The following is a 19,697-nucleotide window of genomic DNA, read 5'->3' as shown; positions in this document are numbered from 1 at the left end:
GCTGGGTTGAATTGCCCATATATCTGTTCACAGAATTCATCGGCCAGACCAGGGACCTGGTGTGGTTTGATCATGAAATTTTTTAAGTTTTTGCTGAACCGCGCCGAACACCGTATTTTCCGGAAACATGGCACCCTCATCGGCCCGGCCTGCCGGCACACCGGTCAACACTTCAATTCCCTGTTCAATGGTTGACACATGATAAATATGAAATCGCCCCTGGTCCACGGCGTCCACCACATCTTTTCTGAGCATTAAATTCCTGATATTGGCGGAAGGGATCATCACCCCCTGATCTCCGGTGAGACCCCGGCCGGCACATACGTCAAAAAATCCTTCGATCTTTTCGTTCACCCCGCCGATGGACTGGATCTGTCCTTTCTGATTCACGGACCCGGTCACGGCAATCCCCTGACGGATGGGATATCCGGACAGGCTGGACAAGACTGCATACAGTTCCGTGGAAGAGGCACTGTCACCATCCACACCGCTGTAACTTTGTTCAAATGTGATGCTCACCGATACGCTCAACGGATATTCCTGGGCAAACATCCGGCCCAGGAATCCGGCAATGATCATCACCCCTTTGTCATGGGTCTGGCCGGAAAGATCGGCTTCATGCTCCACATTGATGATACCGGGCTTTCCCATGTAGGATTCCGCCGTGATCCGGGAAGGCCGGCCAAAGGCCAGATCTCCCACCTGGTAGACTGCCAGCGCATTGACCTGGCCCGTCACCGACCCGGTCAGATCGATGAGAATGGAGTGGTCATCATATTTTTCCTGGACCTTTTCCTCATACAGGTTATGCCGGAACCTGAAGGCATTCAGGGCCCGGGCCACGTGTTCCGCAGTCACAGCCTTTGCCTGATCACGGTCAGCCCAGAAAGCGGCTTCCTTGAGCAGGTCCAGAATCCGTCCGAACCGCAGGGACAATTTGTATTTACTTTCCGCCATCCGGCTGCCGTACTCAACCACGGCAGTCACACCACAGGAGGTAAAAGCCGGCAGATTTTCAGTTTCACAGGCCCGGGCGATGAACCGGGCGTAATTGAACAGGTTCTCACGACTGACATCCACTTCATAATCAAAATCCGCCCGGACCTTGAAAATCCGGTTGAACTTGGGATCTGCACCCTGAAGCGCCCGGAAAATTTCATATCCGCCCACCAGCACCACTTTGACATCCAGGTCAATGGGGTCGGGCCGCAAAGATGCCATGGCAGGCCCGGACTGATCCGGCGGATCCTGAATATACATCTTTTTGTTCTGCAAGGTGGTTTTCAAGGTCTCCCAGACCTCTGGATGGCGCAATACCGCATCGATTTCCAAAACCAGAAACCCCTTGTTTGCCCGCAACAGCGAACCGGCCTGCACCATGGTGAAATCAGTGGACACCATACCCTGCACCGGCATTTTTTCAATTTTTCCAAACAGATTCTGGAATGTGGGGGCCGGCTCAAAAATCACCGGGGCCCCGTGTTCCCCCCGCCGGTCCACTAAAACATTGACCTGGTAGCGCTTATCCAGAAATTCCAGCATTTCAGTGGTTTCCGTCCCCTGATCCGTGTCAGGATCCAGCGAACTGAGCAGGAGCGGCAGATGGTCTGTCAGGTCTTTTTTTGCTTCCGCAAGAAATTTGCGGGCCTGGGGCCGGTCGTCAAAGTCCGTAAACAACAGGTCCATCTCCCGGGAAAACAAGGCACCGGCTGTTTCAACCAAAAGTTCCTGATACGCTTGCTGTGTTTTTTTTGCCTGCTGCTGAATCTGTGCCACCGCATCTTTCATCTGCTGCTGAACCCGGGCCAGATCTTTTTCAATAGCGGTGCGGCGTTCCGGTTCCAGGGCGGAAAACGCTTCCGGAGAAACCGGTTCACCCTCCTGCAAAGGCACCGCTTGATACCCTTCGTCCGTGCGGACAATTTTAATGTCTTTTTTTTCAGCCGCCGCTGCCACCCTTGACATGATGCGGTCCTGTACATCTGCCATCTTTTTTTTGATCCGGGCCTGTTTCTCAACAAAGGTTTTCTGTTCAAATGCCAGGGGCAGATTGGTTTTCAAGGCCTCAATAAACCGGGTCATTTTATTTGAAAAAAACACGGCCGATCCGGTGGGAAGCGCCATGACCCTGGGCTGATAAGGATCTTCAAAATTATTGACCAGACACAGGTCTTCGGGTGTTTCCCGTTTTTTGGCATGGGTGGTCAGAATTTCCCGGGTAATGGTGGTTCTGCCGGTGCCTTCCAAACCGGTGATGAAAATATGATACCCCGGTCCCTTCATGTTCAGCCCGAAATGGATGGCTTCCACGGCCCGCCGCTGGCCGATGACACTGTCTAAGGGCGCCAGATCCGCTGTGGTGGTGAAATCAAAGGGGTCATCCTGGCATTGTCGGGCCAGATCCGCTGTGTTGACACGATATTCGTCCATCAATACCATTATTTTCCTTTTTTAGGCTGCCATTTCCCTGGCCTTTTCCGGCAAGTCGGTGGTTATTTTTGAGTCTGGGCAAAAAATGTTTCCGGTTCTTTTCGAACCCCGCAGGTCTGATGCAGTTTGGCTGCCGTGTCCTTGAACGGGCCGTCCTTCATGATCCGTGCGGATTCCGGACAGGCTTTAATGCAGGCACAGCAGTGAATACAGATATCATCAAGCGTGCAGAACCCGTCATCTTCATCGATGGCATCCACCGGACATACCGCCACGCAGGTGCCGCAGGCGGTACAGTCATCGGTCACATCGATGAACGGCACACCTTTGGCAGCCGAGGGTTTTTTATAAGGAACGTTTCCCGGCACCACAAGGTCACCCGTTTTTTTGTCCGGATCAAGTGTTTCCAGCAACCGGCTGATCTTTTGTCCGAATTCAACCGCACATGCCAGATCTTTTTCATCCGGCCTGCCAGGGGCAATGGGCGCGGGTTGTGTGGAAAACGAATGCTCACCGATGAACGCGCCTGCAGCCACGGGAACACCTTTGCACTGAACACAGATATCTTTTAATTCCAGCAATGCATCGTCATATTCCCGGTTGCCGTAAACCACCACCGGCACGACGGGAATGCCGGATGCCGACACCTGTTTAAAACAATCAGCCGCCAGTTTCGGCAATCTGCCGCTGTAAACCGGTGCCCCGAAAACGATCACGGATGTATCCAGGTCCTGGGGGATTTTTTTTCTGGCTTCAGACAAGGTGATGTCATAACTGTCCACCTCATACCCAGTCCCCTTTGCGATGGCGTCCAGCACGGTTTTTGTGGTGGCGGTGGGACTGAAATATACCAGGGTGATTTTTTTATGGGTCATTTTTTTTAAATCTCCTGTTTATGTAAAAAGCAATTTGAAAAATCATCTCAATTATTGTATGACTTTCTCCATGAAGATCAAAGAAAAATGCCCGGCCTGCGGCGGAAACCTTTATATCCGGCGGACCTGAACCCGGATTTTGTTCTGCTGCAGGTCCTGCGGCCAAAATTTTCCTGAAACCCGGTACAAAGAGCTGATGGATGAATATCTTGAAGAACACCTGGCCAATGTACCGATCAACCGGATCTGAAATCTTTTTGGGTTGACGTTGTTACGCCCTTTTCAAAGCGCGGCATCCTCATCATAGACATTGCAGATGCAGCATAAAAAAGTGGCGGGTTCGTCTGTCACGTTTTTCATGCCATGGGGCTGCATACTCGGTATATAAACAGCGGTTCCGGGCTTGCACGCCACTTTTTTCTTCAGTTCATCGGTTTTTTCATCAAATTCCCAGCATTCAAATTCACCGGACAGAATATACATGGTCTGGTGGTAAAAATGGTTGTGAATGGGAATCTGTCCCCCCGGCTGGATGGTGAAAAACCGCAGCCCGTATTCCGGAATTCCGTTTTCATCCTCCCCGTGCTGGGACAGCCAGCGGATGCTGGTGCCGATGACATCGAGCTGCTCGCCTTTGTATGGGAACCGCTCGATCTGTTTTTCCTTGCATTCCGTCCAGTGAATCACCTTCATGTCGACAACTCCACTTTAAATTATCACAGATTTTTACCTTGCCACATTGCCGTTAAAAATACCAGCCCAATGTCATCGGTCGGCTGCCTGAGCCGCTGCACTCCAGCCGTGAGTCCTGGCCAGTTTTTCAAACATCTGAACAATGCCGGCGGTCAGACGGAACACCATGTCACTGCCGCCGTTGTGCGATGCGCTTTTATCATAAAACAGGTGCAGGTCTGAATCCAGGCCGTCATCCGGTTTCCAGTAACAGATCATGACAGGCACCAGGGGCAGCGGATACAGCACCATGGAAATATCGGACTGATACTGCTCTTCGATCTCTTTTCCATTGAAAATAAAGCCCAGGTCCTCGAACAGATCCGGATAAGCGTCCGCAATTTTTTTCAGCGGCTCCTCTGTACGTTTCATATATAAACCGTTCAGCTCCCGGGCTCCGGCCAGTTCCCGGAAAGGCATCCACTGTCCGGTAACAGGGGTTCCTTTGCTTTCCAGCACATAGGTGAGCACCGGCCCGGTGATCCAGGGATTGATATGCAGGTCTGATTTAAAGCGTCCTTCCTGGTTCACGGAAAAGGGTTTGCCGAATATCCGGAGCGTCAGCCATTTCCCGTCAAACCGGCCCCCGGTTCTGCGGGCCGCCTCTTCCAGATCGATCTCTTTGACCCGCTCCTGCATGGCGGCCAGTTCCCGTTCATAATCCGATTCCCCGGGTTTGAATCCTTTTCTGGGTGCTTGGCTGTATTTTGCAATCACCTCCGGGTCCAGATGAGTACAGTCGGACAGATCTCTTTGCCCTAAAAATACTTTTGACGCAAACGCCAGACAGGTGGGTTCATTGCACTCTCTGCAATTGGATTTATCCAGAAGTTTGAAAACTTCCATGGCATTGGCAAACATATATCGACACCTCCGTTGGGACAGGTTAACATCTATTTATCATGTCATCTGTGATGAACAAGGCTGCCTTTACAAACACATGCCTTGGCCTTATACTGTTGAAATACTAATGCCCGAATAAAAAATTTCAAGCAACAGGAGTTTTCCCATTGAAACAGATTCTGGTCCTGGCAAGCACCAATCCAGGTAAAACCCGGGAAATCCGGGACCTTTTAAAAGATTTTCCCCTGGATATCAAAAATCTGACCGATTTCGGACCCATCCCTCCGGTGGTCGAGGACGGGGCCACTTTTGATGACAATGCCTATAAAAAAGCCGCGTTCACAGCCCGGGTCCTGGGATACCCGGCCATGGCCGATGATTCCGGCCTGTGTGTGGAAGCCCTGGACGGCGCCCCAGGGGTGAAATCCGCCCGGTATGCCGGAGATGATGCCACCGATGCCGACAATGTGGCCAGACTGCTCAAAGAACTGGCACCCCATGACAATCGGAAAGCCGCGTTTGAATGCGTGATCTCCATTGCCGTTCCCACCGGTGCCGCCCTGACCTATGAAGGCCGGTGCGAAGGGATCATCACCCGGGAACCGGCCGGTGACAACGGGTTTGGATATGATCCTTTGTTTTTTTTCCCAAAATTCGGCAAAACCTTTGCCCAGGTGCCCATGGAACAAAAGGCACAGGTGAGCCACCGGGGCACCGCTTTAAAGCAGGTGGCCCAGGAAATGGACAAAATTCTGGAATGGATCGATATCAACATGCCCCGGTTCGAACAAGTACCCTGCAAAGAATAGGAACATTACCGCCATGACATCTTTTGAAGACTTTAAATCTCTGGTAAAAGGAAACCGGTCCTGCCGCCGGTTTGACCATACTGTCAAAATCAGTATGAATGAACTGTTCGACCTGGTGGACCTGGCCCGGCACTGTGCGTCTGCCGGTAACAACCAGCCATTGAAATATATTCTGTCTACCAGTGAGCCGACCAATCAGGCCATTTTTGACTGTCTGGGATGGGCCACCTATCTGAAAGACTGGCCCGGTCCGGACCCATCCGAACGGCCCACCGCGTATATCGTGATCACCGGAGACCACACCATCTCCGACAAGTTCTGGTGCGACCACGGGATCGCGGCCCAGACCCTCCTGCTGGGGGCCCGGGCCAGAAGCCTGGCCGGGTGCATGTTCGGGGCCATCAACATCAAGAAACTCAAATCCGTTTTGGATATTCCGGATCACCTGGAGGTCAAGCTGGTGGTGGCTTTAGGAAAACCCGTGGAAAAAGCGGCCATCGATGAGGTAGGACCGGACGGGAGCATCAAGTATTTCAGGGATGAAAACCAGGTCCACCATGTGCCCAAACGGTCCCTGGACACCCTGGTTTTCAAAACGTTTTCTTAAAAAAACCGGTCTCCGGCCCACCGGTAAAAAGGCTGTGAAATGAAACTGCTGTTTGTCAATCCGGTATGTCTGGATCCACGCATCACAGATGCGGATGCCACGGTGGTGCCTGTGGGTCTGTACTACCTGGCGGCCCAGATGCTGGATACCGGGTATGAGGCGGCCATCCTCAACCTGGCCCAGGCCGATGTCAAGGATCCCGAGGCGGTGTTCGCTGCGGCAGTTGAATCACAACATCCGGATGTCATCGGTTTTTCCGTGACCAATCCCACCCGGTTCTCGGCCATGTCCCTGGCCCGGACCGCCCGACAGATTCGGCCCCGGACCGTGATCGTGTTCGGCGGGCCGGCCCCCACATTCATGGCGGATTATTTTTTTTCCGCCTGCCCGGAACTGGATGTCATTGTCAAAGGCGAAGGAGAGCAGACCAGCCTGGCCCTGGTTCAAACCCTGGCCGGGGAGACCGGCAAAACTGGTCCAAAGATTTGTTTGGATCTCAGCCGGATTCCGGGGCTGGTGTTCCGGGACGGAAACAAAATCACGGATACCGGACCGGCCCCGCTGATCCAAAACCTGGACCGGCTGGCGCACCCGTCCCGGTATTTTGCGTTTCAACACCTGGCCATGTCAAGGGGGTGTCCGGGGGCCTGCACGTTCTGCGGATCCCCTCTGTTTTGGGGTACCCGGAATGTCCGGTTTCATTCCCCGGAATGGTTCTTTGAAGAGATCCGGACACTGGCCGGCAAAGGGATTTCCCATTTCTATATCAGTGACGACACCTTTACCATGGACCGGGACCGGGTCATGGATTTATGCCGAAAACTGATCCATGCCGATTTAAACATCACCTGGCACGCCATTTCCCGGGTGGACCGCGTGGACCCGCCCCTGCTGGCCATGATGCGCAAAGCCGGTTGCATTCAAATCAGCTATGGGGTGGAATCCGGGTCAGATACCATCAAGAAACGCCTGGGAAAACCGGTTCCCAATTCTCTGGCGGTGCAGGCATTCCGCCGGACCGCTGCCGCCGGCATGATCCCCCGGGCCTATTTCATCTACGGGTCGCCCGGTGAAACAAAAAACACCATCCAGGAGAGCATTGATCTGCTGATGCAGCTTCAGCCTTTAGGCGCGATATTCTACATGCTGGTGACATTTCCGGGCACCCGGCTGTACGAACAGGCCCAAAAAACCGGCCGGGTCAGCGATGAGATCTGGCATAAAAAAATTGAAGATCTGCCCTGGTTTGAAGTGGATGACCACCTGGATTTTCATCAGGTCAAACAGTTCGGAAATGCCTTAAGATCCGCATTTTATGACCATCTGCCTGAGTTTGCCGCAAATATCGAACTGATGAATGACCCGTCCCTGTATCCATATCATGCGGATTTTTTATCCCGGCTGGGCATGACCTTTTCCCACGGCGATTACAGCACCGATGACCGCATCCGAAATCCGGACGGCACGGCACAAACGCTGTTTGAAAAAGCGTTGTCCTATCACCCGGATCTCCGGGCCTTTCTGGGACTGGGCATGCTTTTTCTCAAACACAAACAAATGGATCCGGCCTTACAGATTCTTGATCAGGGCCAGAATCATTTTCCCGGCAGCAAAGACCTGGTTCTTTGCAAAGGCATCTGCCTGATGAATCAGCACCGGTTTGCCGGTGCTCTGGCCTGCCTGTCCCCTTTTGAACAACATCCGGATGTCCGGCATTATCTGGCCATCTGCCAAAAAGAACTGGAAACCGATCATGAATGAAAAACCTGTCAACACCCCCACAGACCATCACCTGACCAACCGGCAGAACCGGGAACTCAAACTGAGATCCCAGCGCAGCCAAATTTTGAAAATGGATTCAGAATCCGCTCTGGATGCGGTTCTGGATGGTCCGGCCCCCGCCACCCTGATCCAGTCATTTCCGGATCAGGACCTGTATTTTCTCATGCACCAGATCGGACCCTCGGATTTCATCCCGGTGCTGTCTTTAGCTGCTTCCGAGCAGTGGGAATATATTCTGGATGTGGAAGTATGGGACGGGGACCGGCTGGACACACGGATAATGACCCGGGCATTTGATCTGCTTTTCAAGGCGGATCCGGAACGATTCCTGCGCTGGATCATCATGGAAAAGCCCGATTATTTCGAATTTTACCTGTCCCGGCACATGGACATTTTGATCCGGGAGCATGACGAGGTCCCACCAGAGGACTTTGACGATTACATAACTATGGACGACAAGTTCTATTTCCGGTTTCCTGAAACAACAAAAGAGGAAAATCCGGATCCGGATGAGGAGATGCCTTTATCCGAGGAGGTCCAGGCTTCGGAACTCATCGATGCCATGGTCCGGAAACTGGCGGACATGGACCTGTCCGTGTTTCATGGATTGATGCTGGAAACCATGAATGTCCTGCCCGCAGAAACCGAAGAAGAACAGTTTCGTCTCAAAACCATCCGCCTGGCGGAAAAAGGATTTCTGCCGTTTCATGAGGCCATCGGTATTTACCAGCCCACGCCTCTCACCACGCTGCGCAAACGCCCGAAAACTATAGTTTTTTCTTCTGACCCCTTTGACCCGGACCTGCCGCTGCCTCCCCAGTGCTTTACCCAATTTCTGGCCGGTGACGACCTGTTTGTCAAAGCTTTGGCGCTGGTACCGGCCGATTTCATGCTCACCCTGGAATCGGAACTGGCCGCTTTGGTCAACAAGGTGATCTCCGCAGACCGCCTCAAAATCCGGGACACAAAAAACCTGGAAAAAATCATCCGGAAAACCACTGCTTTTCTGAGCCTGGGACTGGAATCCATGCTTGAAAAAAATATCAGCCTGGAAAGCGCGGCAGATCTGATTCAAACCTATTATTTGGAAGATCTTTTCCGGACCGGGTCCCGGGCCGGGGTCCAGCTGAAAACCGCCGTGCACAACTGGTACAGACACAGTTTTATCCTTCAGCAGAACCTGCCTTTGAGCTTTCTGGGAGAAACTTTTTTAGGCGTCATGGGCGGTCTGCTGCTGGACCGGCCCCTGTATTTTGACAATTACCAGACCGGTGAACTGTACCGGCATTTTGCCTCTTTGTCCGACATTCAGATCACCCGTGAGGCTGTGGACCGGATCATGGGCATTGATCGCCTCCTGGCCCGGCTGAACCCGGACATTTCCTCATTTAAAAAAGGGGTTCTCACTTACAAAAGCCTGATCCTCACCCTGTGGGCCAAAGACCGCTTAGGGCTGGCCCCGGACCTGTCCCCCATAGACATGGCTGCATTCAAGCCGTTTTTCACGGCCCTGTTTACCAACGATCCCGGTCTGAAACCCGCGGCATCCCGTGAGCCTGACACGAAACTGGACCTCACAGGTCCCAAACATTCTTCGGACATCCGGGCCGAGGACCTGGCTCTGTGGGCATCTGAAACCATCGGCAGCGAATTGCCGGATCCGGTCACGGATCTGCTCAGGGAACTGGTTAACGAAATCCGGGAAGAATATGCCACCGTTCACCCGGACCGCATCGACCCGCGGTTCATGCCCCATTTTCTGCTGAAACGTGGTTAAAGATCTGATGACAGGCGTTACTACCATTCATCAGGCTTTTGCCTTACCCCATCTCCGACACGACCAGTAAAAATTTACTTGCAATAAATTCTTACTGTGATATTATAAACGTTTTATGGCACCCTCCGGTCGGTGCCTGGAGTATTGCGGTCAATTCCTTTTCTTAATTTACCCCAATCCTTTATTATTTTATATTTCAGCCTGGATCGGTTCTGCGCTGTGCAGGCGGGCGATTAAGAGGAGAACAATTTATGTCGTTTCAACACCTGGGGCTTTGCGCCCCTTTGCTCCGTGCCGTTGAGGCACAGGGCCACACCACCCCCACACCCATTCAGGAAAAAGCCATCCCCAAAGTACTGCAAGGATCAGATATCCTTGCCGGTGCCAAAACCGGTACCGGGAAAACAGCGGCCTTTGCTTTGCCCATTCTTCAGCACCTGGACCAGGACAAAACAAACACCCGGCTGCCCAGAGCATTGATTCTGACCCCGACCCGGGAACTGGCCGCTCAAGTGGAAAATGATTTCAAAGCCTATGGCCGCTTTCTGTCCCTTCGCACGGCCGTGGTTTTCGGCGGGGTCAACATCAATCCCCAGATCCGGCAGTTCCAGAAAGGCGTGGATATCCTGGTGGCCACGCCGGGACGGCTCCTGGATCATGTGGGCAGAAAAACCCTGGATCTTTCCCAGGTCACCTGCCTGGTCCTGGATGAGGCGGACCGCATGCTGGACATGGGGTTTATCCATGATATCCGTAAAGTGATCAGATGTTTGCCGGCCAAACGCCAGAGCATGCTGTTTTCCGCCACCTATACCCGGGAAATCCGGAACCTGGCGGACGGGCTGCTGAAAAACCCGGTTCAAATTGAAGTGTCGCCCGGCAACACCGCGCCCCAGGCCATTGATCAGGAGGTATACCAGGTCTCCCAGGACGGCAAACGCGATCTTCTGTCCGGTTTGATCCGGGACGGCTCCTGGCACCAGACCCTGGTGTTTACCCGCACCAAACACCGGGCCAACCGGCTGACCAAACAACTGCTCAGCGACGGCATTACCGCAGCGGCCATCCACGGCAATAAAAGCCAGGCCGCCCGGACACGGGCGCTGGCGGATTTCAAAAGCGGGACCGTTCAGACGCTGGTGGCCACGGACATTGCGGCCCGGGGGTTGGATATCAAGCATCTGCCCCATGTGGTCAATTTTGATCTGCCCCATGTGGCTGAAGATTACATTCACCGCATCGGGCGTACCGGCCGGGCTGGTGAAAGAGGCGAAGCCCTGTCTCTGGTGAGCGGTGACGAACAGGGACTTTTGGCCAATATTCAGCGGCTGCTTAAAAAACAGCTGCCGGTCAGACAGACTCCGGTTACCGAGGCCCGGAAAACATCCGAGTCCACAGCTCAGGGCAGACCGGTTTCAGAACCGGTAAAACCCAGACAAGCCCCCCAAAAAAACCGGGGCAAATCCGCACCCGCCAAACCGGATAAAAATCGTCGCCCCCAGCATACCAGCTGGCTGCCCACCGGGCTTAAACCCAAAAGACAGGCAGCCGCCTGGTCATCGGTGTAACGCCCCGACAGGAGAAACCCATATGATCGGTGCCATTGCAGGTGATATCATCGGCTCCACTGATGAATATCACCTGGAAGGCATCAGGAGTGACAGCAGCGTTCTGCGACAGATACCTTTAAATCGCTTGATTTTACGAATCGCCCTTTTTCGCCAGAACCGCATCAATGGATTTTAGACTTTTTTTTTCACCCGGGAATGTGATAAGACTCGTGTAAGAAAAAAACCGTCACACATATCCTGGAGGCACATATGACACACTCTTCTGACAGTGTTCTGGTTTTAGGAGGAGGCATTGCCGGCATGGCGGCGGCCCAGACGCTGGGAGACAGCAATGTTCAGGTCCATCTGGTGGAAGCGGCCGATCACTTAGGGGGAAATGCCGCCTCCTGGGCCTGCATGGCCACGGATGAATGCCGGCAGTGCGGGGCCTGCCTGGCCGATGACATGGTTCACCAGACCGGCGGTCACACAAATATTTCCGTGCATCTGAACACCACCCTGGACCGGCTGGAAAAAACCGGCGACGGTTTCGCCGCCCGCCTGACTTCGGGAGAGACGGTGACCCCTGGCCGGATTATTCTGGCCACCGGATTCACCCCGTTTGATCCATCTGTTCTGTCCAGCCTTCAATTTGACAACCAGGACAAAGTCATCACCACGGCCCGGCTGAACCAGATGCTCAAGGCGGAAACCCTGAGTGATTTTCTGGGAAATATCACGCAGCCGAAAATCGCTTTTATCCAGTGTGTCGGCTCCAGAAACCGGAAACTGGACCGGGATTTCTGTTCCCAGGTCTGCTGTAAAATTTCTTTGCGCCATTCAGACAAGCTGCTGCATCTGCTGCCGGACGCAGACATCACCCTGTATCACATGGACTTGCAGACCATCGGCAAGGAGACCCGTTGTCTGGCGGCTGATCTTTCCACCCGGATGACCCTGGCCCAGGGAGTTCCCGCGGAAATCCTCACAGATCCGGACACGGGCCGCTTACGCGTCGTTGTAGAAGATCCGGACGCAGGCACCAGAGTCGCCAGAAACTTTGATCTGGTTGTCCTGTCCATCGGCATGTCCCCATCTGACGAACTGAACCGGTTGGCCGGTCAATTGAATGTCCGTCCGAACCATTGGGGATTTTTCAATACCCCGGATGCCTCCCTGGCTGACGGCATCCATGTGGCCGGCTGCGCCGCCGGTCCCAAAGATATTTTGGGGTCCCGGCAAGAGGGCTGGACAGCTGCGGCAGCCGTTTTAAGAGAACTGGGGCATGATCCTGCCCAAAAAGCGGATGTCCTGGTGTGGGGGGACGGCCCCAAGGCGGATCCCATCGCCCGGAGCCTGGCAGAAAACGGTCACACCACGGTCTGTTTCGGCCGGGGCGAGGCGGCGGATGGGCTCACGTTCATGGATCCGGGCAAAATCCTGAGTGTGGACGGCACCGCCGGGCGTTTCACCGTGCGATATGAACAGGAAGGGGGGCGAAATACCCTGACATGCCGGGCCATCATCGCGGCCCCGGCACCGGAATACCGGACTGCTGCCGACCAGGCAGCTTTAAGCGGCGCCCTGGATCTCACCGCGTTCGCCCGCATCCCGGCCGGGCAACTGCCGGAACAGATCGCCATCCTGCTGGATTATTTTACCCCTGAAACCAAAGCCGGATCACGTCTCGCACTGAACAAAGCCCTGGAAGCCCGGAACGCCGGCCGCAAAATCACGGTGATCATGAATAAAATGCTGGTTCACGGGGCCCAGGGCCAACAGATGTACGATCAGGCCCGCAAGGCCGGGGTCAAATTTCTCAGATACAATGCACAGAAAGATATTCAGATCCAAAAAACAGACACCGGATTCTCCCTGACTCTGGATGAAGCGACCCTGCCCGGAACGTCCGTCACCCTGCACTGCGATCAACTGGTGGTCCCCGCAGCGCCTGTGCCCGGCCCCGGAATTGACAACGCGGCCCGGCTGCTCAGGCAGGAAAAAGACAGGGAAGGATTTCTCCAGTCCCCCAATGTCCGCCACCGCCTGACCCATAGCCCCCGAAAAGGCATCTATTTTGCGGGACCTGCCCATGATGACGTGGATGATACTGATCTGTCAGCTGAACTGGACGGCATTATGGCGGATCTGGACTTTCCCGGTCCCGCTCAGAATACCGGTGTGGAGATCAATCAGAAAAAATGTGCCCAGTGCCTGACCTGTCTGCGCATCTGCCCCCACCAGGCCATTTTCCTCAATGCAAAAGACCGGCCTGAAATCGTTCCAAACGCCTGTTTCGGATGTCATTTGTGCGTGGTCAACTGTCCGGCCCTGGCCATTGAATCCGCATCATGCACCCCGGACCGGATTGCGGCACAGGCCGAAAAAGGCCAGGTGGTGGTGCTGGCCTGTCAACGGTCGGCCGCACTGGCGGCAGGTTCCTTGGCCCTGCCGGACCCGATTCGTTTGATATCGGTCCCCTGCGCCAGTAGCGCCGGTGTGAATCTGATGCTCAAGCTGCTGGTCAACGGCGCCGCCAAAGTGATCGTGGCCGGGTGCCATGACGGTAACTGCCGGTCCATGAACGGCAGCACCAAGGCCCGGAAAGAAGTTTCCCGCTTGCAGACCCTGCCCGGCATCACCCCGGACCAGGTGACCTGGCATTCAGTGGCCGCCAATGAACCACAAAGATTCGCCCGCATCATTTCCAACACCCGGATTTTATAATAAGGATATTAAATTATGGAAACTGCCATCCTTGAAAAAGATACGGAACTGAGCCGGCTGCTCAACCGGCTGACCCAGGGGGACAATATTGATGAATGTCTGACCTGCGGGATATGCAACTCCCGGTGCACCTGGTTTGACCAGCAAGGCGGCCCTGTGCCGAGGCAGATCGTTCGCATGGCAGTACTGGGACTGGAACAGGAACTGGTGGACTCCCGGATGCTCTGGGACTGTCTGATCTGTAACCGGTGCACCCAGGACTGTCCCATGGGCATTGACATGGACCAGGTGGTGACCCGGGGAAGGAGTCTGGCTGCGGCCAGAAATCAGATCCCGGAAGATATCAGCAAGGGCATTGACCACCGGCTGGCACACAGGAATGTCAACGGCCTGACCACCGAGGAATTTGTGGACACCGTGGAATGGATCGATGAAGAGTTTGCCGATGACATGGAGGACCCAAAAGCCCGGATTCTTCATGATCAGCCGGATTGCAAATTTCTGTATCTCCCCAATCCCCGGGAACTGGGCGTCAATCCGCTGCATCTCACCGCCATGGCCAGACTGTTCTATGCCATGAAAGAAACCTGGACCCTGTCCAGTGATCACACCGATGTCACCAACTGGGGCTATTTTGTCGGAAACCACGAGGTTGAAGAACAGATTGCCCGCCGGGTGGTGGAAACGGCTGAAGCCCTGAACATCGACACCCTGGTTTTAAGTGAATGCGGTCATGCCTATCATGTGCTCAAATGCAGGATCGCAAAATTACTGGGCCGAGAACCAGGGTTTCGCATCATCAGCATACCGGAGCTGTGTGTGGAATATGCAAAAAAAGGGGTGCTCAAATTTGATCCCAAAGTCCATCCCTATGAAATCGCGTATCACGATCCCTGCAACATCGCCCGGAAATCCGGCGGCTATGATGCACCCAGGGAACTTTTGGCCATGTGCTGCAAAGGGGTCCGGGAACTGGTGCCCAACCGGGAGAACGGGGTCTGCTGCGGCGGCGGGGGCGGCATGCTCCAGGATTCCGACACCACGAAAAAACGGATGATCACCGGCAGGCCCAAGGCGGACCAGATGCGGGCCACAGGCCTGGAACACCTGGCCACAGCCTGCCTGTCCTGCCACCGGCAGCTGGGGGAACTGTCCACCCATTACGAGCTGGGCATGAAAGTGGATACCGTGGCGGCCCTGGCATCGGAATGCCTGGTGCTGTAAAAGGATCATTCATATGGCCAGAATATCTCTGACTCTGCCTGACACGTTTGCCTATTTCACCGAACTGACCGTCCGGATTCAGGACATCAATTACGGCAATCATGTGGGAAACGATGCGTTTGTCTCACTTCTGCATGAAGCCAGGATCCGGTATTTCAACTATCTGGGGTATTCGGAAACCGATATCGAAGGCTGTGCCATCGTTATTTCCGACCTGGCCGTGGTTTACAAAGCCCAGGCCCGGCACAAAGACCGGCTCAAAATCCAGATGTCAGCCGGGGAGTTCAACAAATACGGCTGCGATATCTTTTACCGGGTGACCCGTGTTCCAGACAACACCCTGGTTCTGGAAGCCAAAACCGGGATCGTGTTTTTCAATTATCTTGAAAACAAGGTTGTCCGGATGCCGGAAGCGTTTGTCTCAGCGGTCACGTAACGGTTCTGGCACCAGACGTCTCAAACCGCCATGGCATCCTCGCTCAGCACGGTTTCCAGCCGGAACAGCAGCTCATCCGCATTTGCTCTGGAAAACACCATTGGCGGCTTGATCTTGAGCACATTGTGGTCCCGGCCGTCCGTGCTCATGAGAATGCCTAAGTCCCGCATGCGGTCGGCCAGATATTCAGCCTGGTTTCCCAGGGGCTGAAGGATTTCATCCACCAGTTCAAACCCCAGAAACAGCCCCTGGCCCCGCACATCCCCGATAACCGGAAACCGTTTCTGTAAATCCCGCAGCCCGGCTTTCAGGTATTCTCCGGTGGATCGTGCGTTTTCCTGAAGCCCTTCATCCGCAATCACCTGCAGCACCTTTCGGCCGATGGTGCAGGAAACCGGATTCCCGCCAAAAGTGTTGAAATACTCCATGCCGTTGGCAAACGCATCCGCCACTTTTCGGGTGCACACCACTGCGGCCAGGGGATGTCCGTTGCCGATGGGTTTGCCGATGGTGACGATGTCCGGCACCACCCCATGCAGCTCAAACGCCCAGAATGTGTGCCCCATCCGGCCGCATCCCACCTGCACCTCATCGGCGATGCATACGCCTTTGGCCTGGCGTACCGCGTCATACGCGGTTTTCAAATATCCGTGCGGTAGCTCGATCTGTCCCCCGCAGCTGATGATGCTCTCGCAGATGAACCCGGCCACGCCTCTTCCGGCCGCGTGAACCTGCCCAATCTGTTCCCGGATATGGGCGGCATATTTTTCACCGGTATCCGGCCCCCGGTACAGGCCCCGGAACGCATCGGGCAGCGGCACGATATGGGTATGGGCCGGGGCCCCCTGCCCGCCTTTGCCGTCAAACTTGTAGGAGCTGATATCGATGCAGGCCCCGGTATTGCCGTGATATCCCACTTCCACGGCGATCATGTCCCGGTGTCCGGTGACCGCTCTTGCCATGCGCAAAGCCAGTTCATTGGCCTCGCTGCCGGAATTCACGAAATGCACCACGGACAACGGATCGGGACAGGTCGCCAGCAGGGCTTGGGCAAACCGGTTGATGCTGTCATGCAGGTACCGGGTGTTGGTGTTGAGCACGGCCATCTGGGCCTGACCGGCGTTCACCACCCGGGGATGTTCATGGCCCACATGGGCCACGTTGTTCACAGTATCCAGAAAACGCCGGCCGGTTTCATCGATCAAAAATGCCCCGCTGCCCCGGACGATCTTGAGCGGGGTGTCATAGGACAGGCTCAGACTCTTGCCTAAGTGCTGCCGGCGGTATGCCAGGACCGTGTTCATGTCCTCTGCCGGAGCCGGCGCCAGGCACCGGTTTCTGAAAAACAGGTTGGGGTCCGGGCAGATGCTTTTCCACACCTCCCTCTGATCCGGAAACACCGCCCGTGGAAACGCACATCCCTGCCCCAGCAAATCCAGCATCACCTGAAAATGCAGATGCGGCACCCGGGGGTTGACTGCTGTCCGGGGGGCCACCATTCCCAGTGTCTCCCCTTTTTCTACAGCCAGTTCCTTGTCCAGCCGGCTCAGGCATTCCGGGTCCAAGCCGCCGTAAAGAGTATAAAACCGCATGCCGACGGGGGTGCGGTGTGCCAGGACCAGCTCGGCACTGCCCGCCGGAGCGCCAATGCCAGTGGCCGTTTTAGTTTCCGTTTCTCCTCCTGCTTTTGTGTCTATTTCAGTTTCCGTTGCAGGGCCGTCATTGGCCTCCATCCGGACGTGGACCACCCGGCCTTCAAACAGGGCGTGGACCGGGGTTCCGGCCATGGCCCACACATCCATGCCCAGATGCAGGCTGCGGCAGACCGGTCCGCTGTTGCCCTCGGCCCGGACGGCCCCTTGTGCTTCCATGCCGGTCTCATGGGTTTTCAGAAACGGTTCGGCCCGGCACTCCAGGTATCCGCCCGCCGGAACGGCCCCCTTCTTCTGCCGGGAAAGACAACCCAGCTCAAAGGCCAGCCGGGCCGGATCTGTATAATCTTTTGCATGCCCCAGCCATGGGCTTCCCACACTCAGATCCACGGAAACCGGCACTGGTGCGGCACCTGAATCCGCGCTTCCATTTCCCAGCAGATCTGAAAACTGTGTATCACATCTGCCGGCCCAATTCACAAAACCGGATTCTCCGGGATGAGGCGTCATGCCGCATGCCTGCCTGAAACTGTAATGGGCCAAAGCTTCATCCACGGCCCGCCACTGTGCCAGCAGATCCCAGGCTGGTTTTTCACTGATCCGCAGATAGGTGTTTTCCGGCTCTTTGATCCGGTTGAGGGCCGATTTCGTGACACTGATCACCAGGCGCATGGCCACCAGAGTATGTAGCAGGGCCAGCTCCGGTGCTTCCAGAGGAAATGCCGCATGATACCCTTTGACCACACAAAGGGCCGCGGCCAGCGGGTCCGGTTTGCCCATGACCGCGTAAGCCACAGCCACGGCCAGGTCATTGACGGTCTGGGTGTACACGGCATCCCCATAATCAATAATGGCTGTAACTTCCGGACAAACCCGATCTTCTGTCACCACCACGTTGTTGTCATTGGCATCGTTGTGCACCACACTTTTACGCAACCCCTGATAAACGGGCTGAATCTGTGTAAACCGGTGATAAAAAAAATCAATGATCTCCTGCTGTTCTCCAGAAAACAGATGCCGGTGATCCCGGGTCCAGCCGGCCTGTGCCAGGTCCCATACCAGGTTACGGTGGGCCAGGTCATGGTCAAACCCCTGCAATGCCTTTGTCACCTGCCCGGCCTGGCGGCCCAGACTCTTCAGCAACTGATCGGTGACCGGGTTGACATCAGACCACAGCCGGCCGTCAATCCAGGTCAGCAACCGGACCAGCCGTGGGTTTCCGGCATCATCCAGAATGCTGGTAATGGATTTGCCGTCCACGCCCAAAACCGTTTTCGGGCAGACCACGGGGATCGTTGATGTATTCACATGGTCCAGCAAAGCCTGCTGAAATTGAATATAGCCGGAAGACACTCCCGGACGGCTGATTTTGAGTATGTAACTTTGCCGGCCGCCTGTGATTTTAAAATTAAAATCCAGTTCTCCGGGCAGCGGCATGATATCCCCGGACACCTGATACAACTGCCGGGCGATCCTGGCTGCCTGGGCGGTAGTAATGCGTATGGATGAATATTTCTGTGCCATATGTCCTTTCTTGTCTGTTTTGTAAGTGGTCATTACCGCCCCCATGGAGGCGAATGCCATATTATATTAATGAATAAAAAACAGTTAGACAACCGCATTCATGATGAGTGCCTCTGTCATAATTTTCAAATCATCCCGATTTATCTGAACAGTGCTAATCTGTTAATACCTTCTATTAACAAAACCTTAACATACAGACAACTATCAACCCGTATCCCTTTTAGACACAAGCCATTCTAACATGCTGAAACAACTCTATTATCCATATTCTTGACAAAGATTTCTCATGCAGGAAAAATGGCATGATGGTTGCAATGATCTCCTTTGGCACACCCCCGTGTATTTATAATACAACAACAGTCAATTAAAAGGAGAAACCAATGCGCAAATCAATTTTTTTCATGCTGTCAATGCTCTTGATCGTTTCAATCGCAGGTGTCGGCATGGCAAATGAACCGGACGGAAATGACAGAAAAGGCAAATATACTTACAAAAAGGTTTATAAAGCCTGCGCCCAGCGGGGTGAAGTTGATTCATCCATTCCGCCCTTAAGTCCGGACAGCAAAACCATGGCCCAGTGGAAACGCCTGTTTGAAAAAAAAGACTTTGAGGAGTTTCTGTGCAAAGAAGAATGGTCACAGCTGTCTGAGGGCGACATTGCAGATATATATGCCTATCTGTACAAACATGCGGCCGATTCCCCCACCCCGGCAAAATGTAAATAAACGG

The 19,697-nt window shown here is 54.5% G+C and carries 17 protein-coding genes; 11 read left to right on the top strand and 6 right to left on the bottom strand.

The features are described from left to right. Positions 1-36 precede the first annotated feature (36 nt). The 3 genes from K365_RS0105700 to K365_RS27865 form a co-directional block, all read right to left on the bottom strand. Complete coding sequence (locus K365_RS0105700; RefSeq protein ID WP_201765578.1) at positions 37-2,430, bottom strand: Lon protease family protein; 2,394 nt, start codon at positions 2,428-2,430, stop codon at positions 37-39. 62 nt (positions 2,431-2,492) lie between these two features. Next, positions 2,493-3,305 carry a 4Fe-4S binding protein gene (locus K365_RS0105695; RefSeq protein ID WP_006963483.1) on the bottom strand — a complete coding sequence of 271 codons (813 nt, stop codon included), beginning with the start codon at positions 3,303-3,305 and terminating at the stop codon, positions 2,493-2,495. Next, positions 3,295-3,471 carry a hypothetical protein gene (locus tag K365_RS27865; RefSeq protein ID WP_156887689.1) on the bottom strand — a complete coding sequence of 59 codons (177 nt, stop codon included), beginning with the start codon at positions 3,469-3,471 and terminating at the stop codon, positions 3,295-3,297. Before K365_RS27865 ends, K365_RS0105695 begins: the two co-directional genes overlap by 11 nt. Here K365_RS27865 and K365_RS29325 point away from each other — a divergent pair. After that, complete coding sequence (locus K365_RS29325; protein WP_353740164.1) at positions 3,445-3,555, top strand: dual CXXC motif small (seleno)protein; 111 nt, start codon at positions 3,445-3,447, stop codon at positions 3,553-3,555. The two genes, K365_RS27865 and K365_RS29325, sit on opposite strands and share 27 nt — an antisense overlap. A 32-nt stretch (positions 3,556-3,587) precedes the next feature. Here K365_RS29325 and K365_RS0105685 read toward each other — a convergent pair whose 3' ends face one another. Both K365_RS0105685 and K365_RS0105680 read right to left on the bottom strand, forming a co-directional pair. Beyond that, entirely contained in the window at positions 3,588-3,998 is a 411-nt protein-coding gene (locus tag K365_RS0105685; RefSeq protein ID WP_006963485.1) for a cupin domain-containing protein, read from the bottom strand. A 72-nt stretch (positions 3,999-4,070) separates the two neighbouring features. Further along, positions 4,071-4,898, bottom strand: a complete 828-nt coding sequence (locus tag K365_RS0105680; protein ID WP_006963490.1) for a DUF3786 domain-containing protein — start codon at positions 4,896-4,898, stop codon at positions 4,071-4,073. Between the two features lie 149 nt (positions 4,899-5,047). Between K365_RS0105680 and K365_RS0105675 the strand changes: the two genes are divergently transcribed. The 9 genes from K365_RS0105675 to K365_RS0105635 all read left to right on the top strand — a co-directional run bounded on the left by K365_RS0105675 (position 5,048) and on the right by K365_RS0105635 (position 15,792). Next, positions 5,048-5,689 carry an XTP/dITP diphosphatase gene (locus K365_RS0105675; protein WP_006963492.1) on the top strand — a complete coding sequence of 214 codons (642 nt, stop codon included), beginning with the start codon at positions 5,048-5,050 and terminating at the stop codon, positions 5,687-5,689. 13 nt (positions 5,690-5,702) lie between these two features. Then, positions 5,703-6,296, top strand: coding sequence for a nitroreductase family protein (locus K365_RS0105670; RefSeq protein WP_024333863.1), 594 nt, complete (start codon positions 5,703-5,705; stop codon positions 6,294-6,296). 39 nt (positions 6,297-6,335) lie between these two features. Further along, the gene (locus K365_RS0105665; RefSeq protein WP_024333862.1) at positions 6,336-8,057 is read left to right on the top strand and encodes a B12-binding domain-containing radical SAM protein; all 1,722 of its coding nucleotides are present in this window, start codon (positions 6,336-6,338) and stop codon (positions 8,055-8,057) included. After that, positions 8,050-9,855: a DUF6178 family protein gene (locus tag K365_RS0105660; RefSeq protein ID WP_024333861.1), complete on the top strand. Its 1,806-nt coding sequence runs from the start codon at positions 8,050-8,052 to the stop codon at positions 9,853-9,855. Before K365_RS0105665 ends, K365_RS0105660 begins: the two co-directional genes overlap by 8 nt. A 251-nt stretch (positions 9,856-10,106) precedes the next feature. After that, positions 10,107-11,423 carry a DEAD/DEAH box helicase gene (locus K365_RS0105655; RefSeq protein WP_024333860.1) on the top strand — a complete coding sequence of 439 codons (1,317 nt, stop codon included), beginning with the start codon at positions 10,107-10,109 and terminating at the stop codon, positions 11,421-11,423. Between the two features lie 22 nt (positions 11,424-11,445). Beyond that, entirely contained in the window at positions 11,446-11,601 is a 156-nt protein-coding gene (locus tag K365_RS27860) for a hypothetical protein (protein WP_156887688.1), read from the top strand. Between the two features lie 74 nt (positions 11,602-11,675). After that, on the top strand, positions 11,676-14,132 hold the full coding sequence (locus K365_RS0105645) for a hydrogenase iron-sulfur subunit (protein ID WP_024333859.1): 2,457 nt from the start codon (positions 11,676-11,678) through the stop codon (positions 14,130-14,132). A 15-nt stretch (positions 14,133-14,147) separates the two neighbouring features. Continuing rightward, positions 14,148-15,356 (top strand): (Fe-S)-binding protein, encoded by a 1,209-nt coding sequence (locus K365_RS0105640; RefSeq protein ID WP_024333858.1) that lies wholly within the window; start codon positions 14,148-14,150, stop codon positions 15,354-15,356. 13 nt (positions 15,357-15,369) lie between these two features. After that, positions 15,370-15,792: an acyl-CoA thioesterase gene (locus tag K365_RS0105635; protein WP_024333857.1), complete on the top strand. Its 423-nt coding sequence runs from the start codon at positions 15,370-15,372 to the stop codon at positions 15,790-15,792. Between the two features lie 20 nt (positions 15,793-15,812). Here the strand turns inward: K365_RS0105635 and K365_RS0105630 are convergent, their stop codons facing one another. Continuing rightward, positions 15,813-18,968 (bottom strand): aminotransferase class III-fold pyridoxal phosphate-dependent enzyme, encoded by a 3,156-nt coding sequence (locus K365_RS0105630; RefSeq protein ID WP_024333856.1) that lies wholly within the window; start codon positions 18,966-18,968, stop codon positions 15,813-15,815. 380 nt (positions 18,969-19,348) lie between these two features. Between K365_RS0105630 and K365_RS0105625 the strand changes: the two genes are divergently transcribed. Then, complete coding sequence (locus tag K365_RS0105625) at positions 19,349-19,693, top strand: hypothetical protein (protein WP_024333855.1); 345 nt, start codon at positions 19,349-19,351, stop codon at positions 19,691-19,693. Positions 19,694-19,697 lie beyond the last annotated feature (4 nt).

The organism is Desulfotignum balticum DSM 7044, from assembly GCF_000421285.1.
GTDB lineage: Bacteria > Desulfobacterota > Desulfobacteria > Desulfobacterales > Desulfobacteraceae > Desulfotignum > Desulfotignum balticum.
The sequence above is the reverse complement of the archived record's forward strand: the minus strand, read 5'-3'. Positions and strand labels throughout refer to the sequence as shown.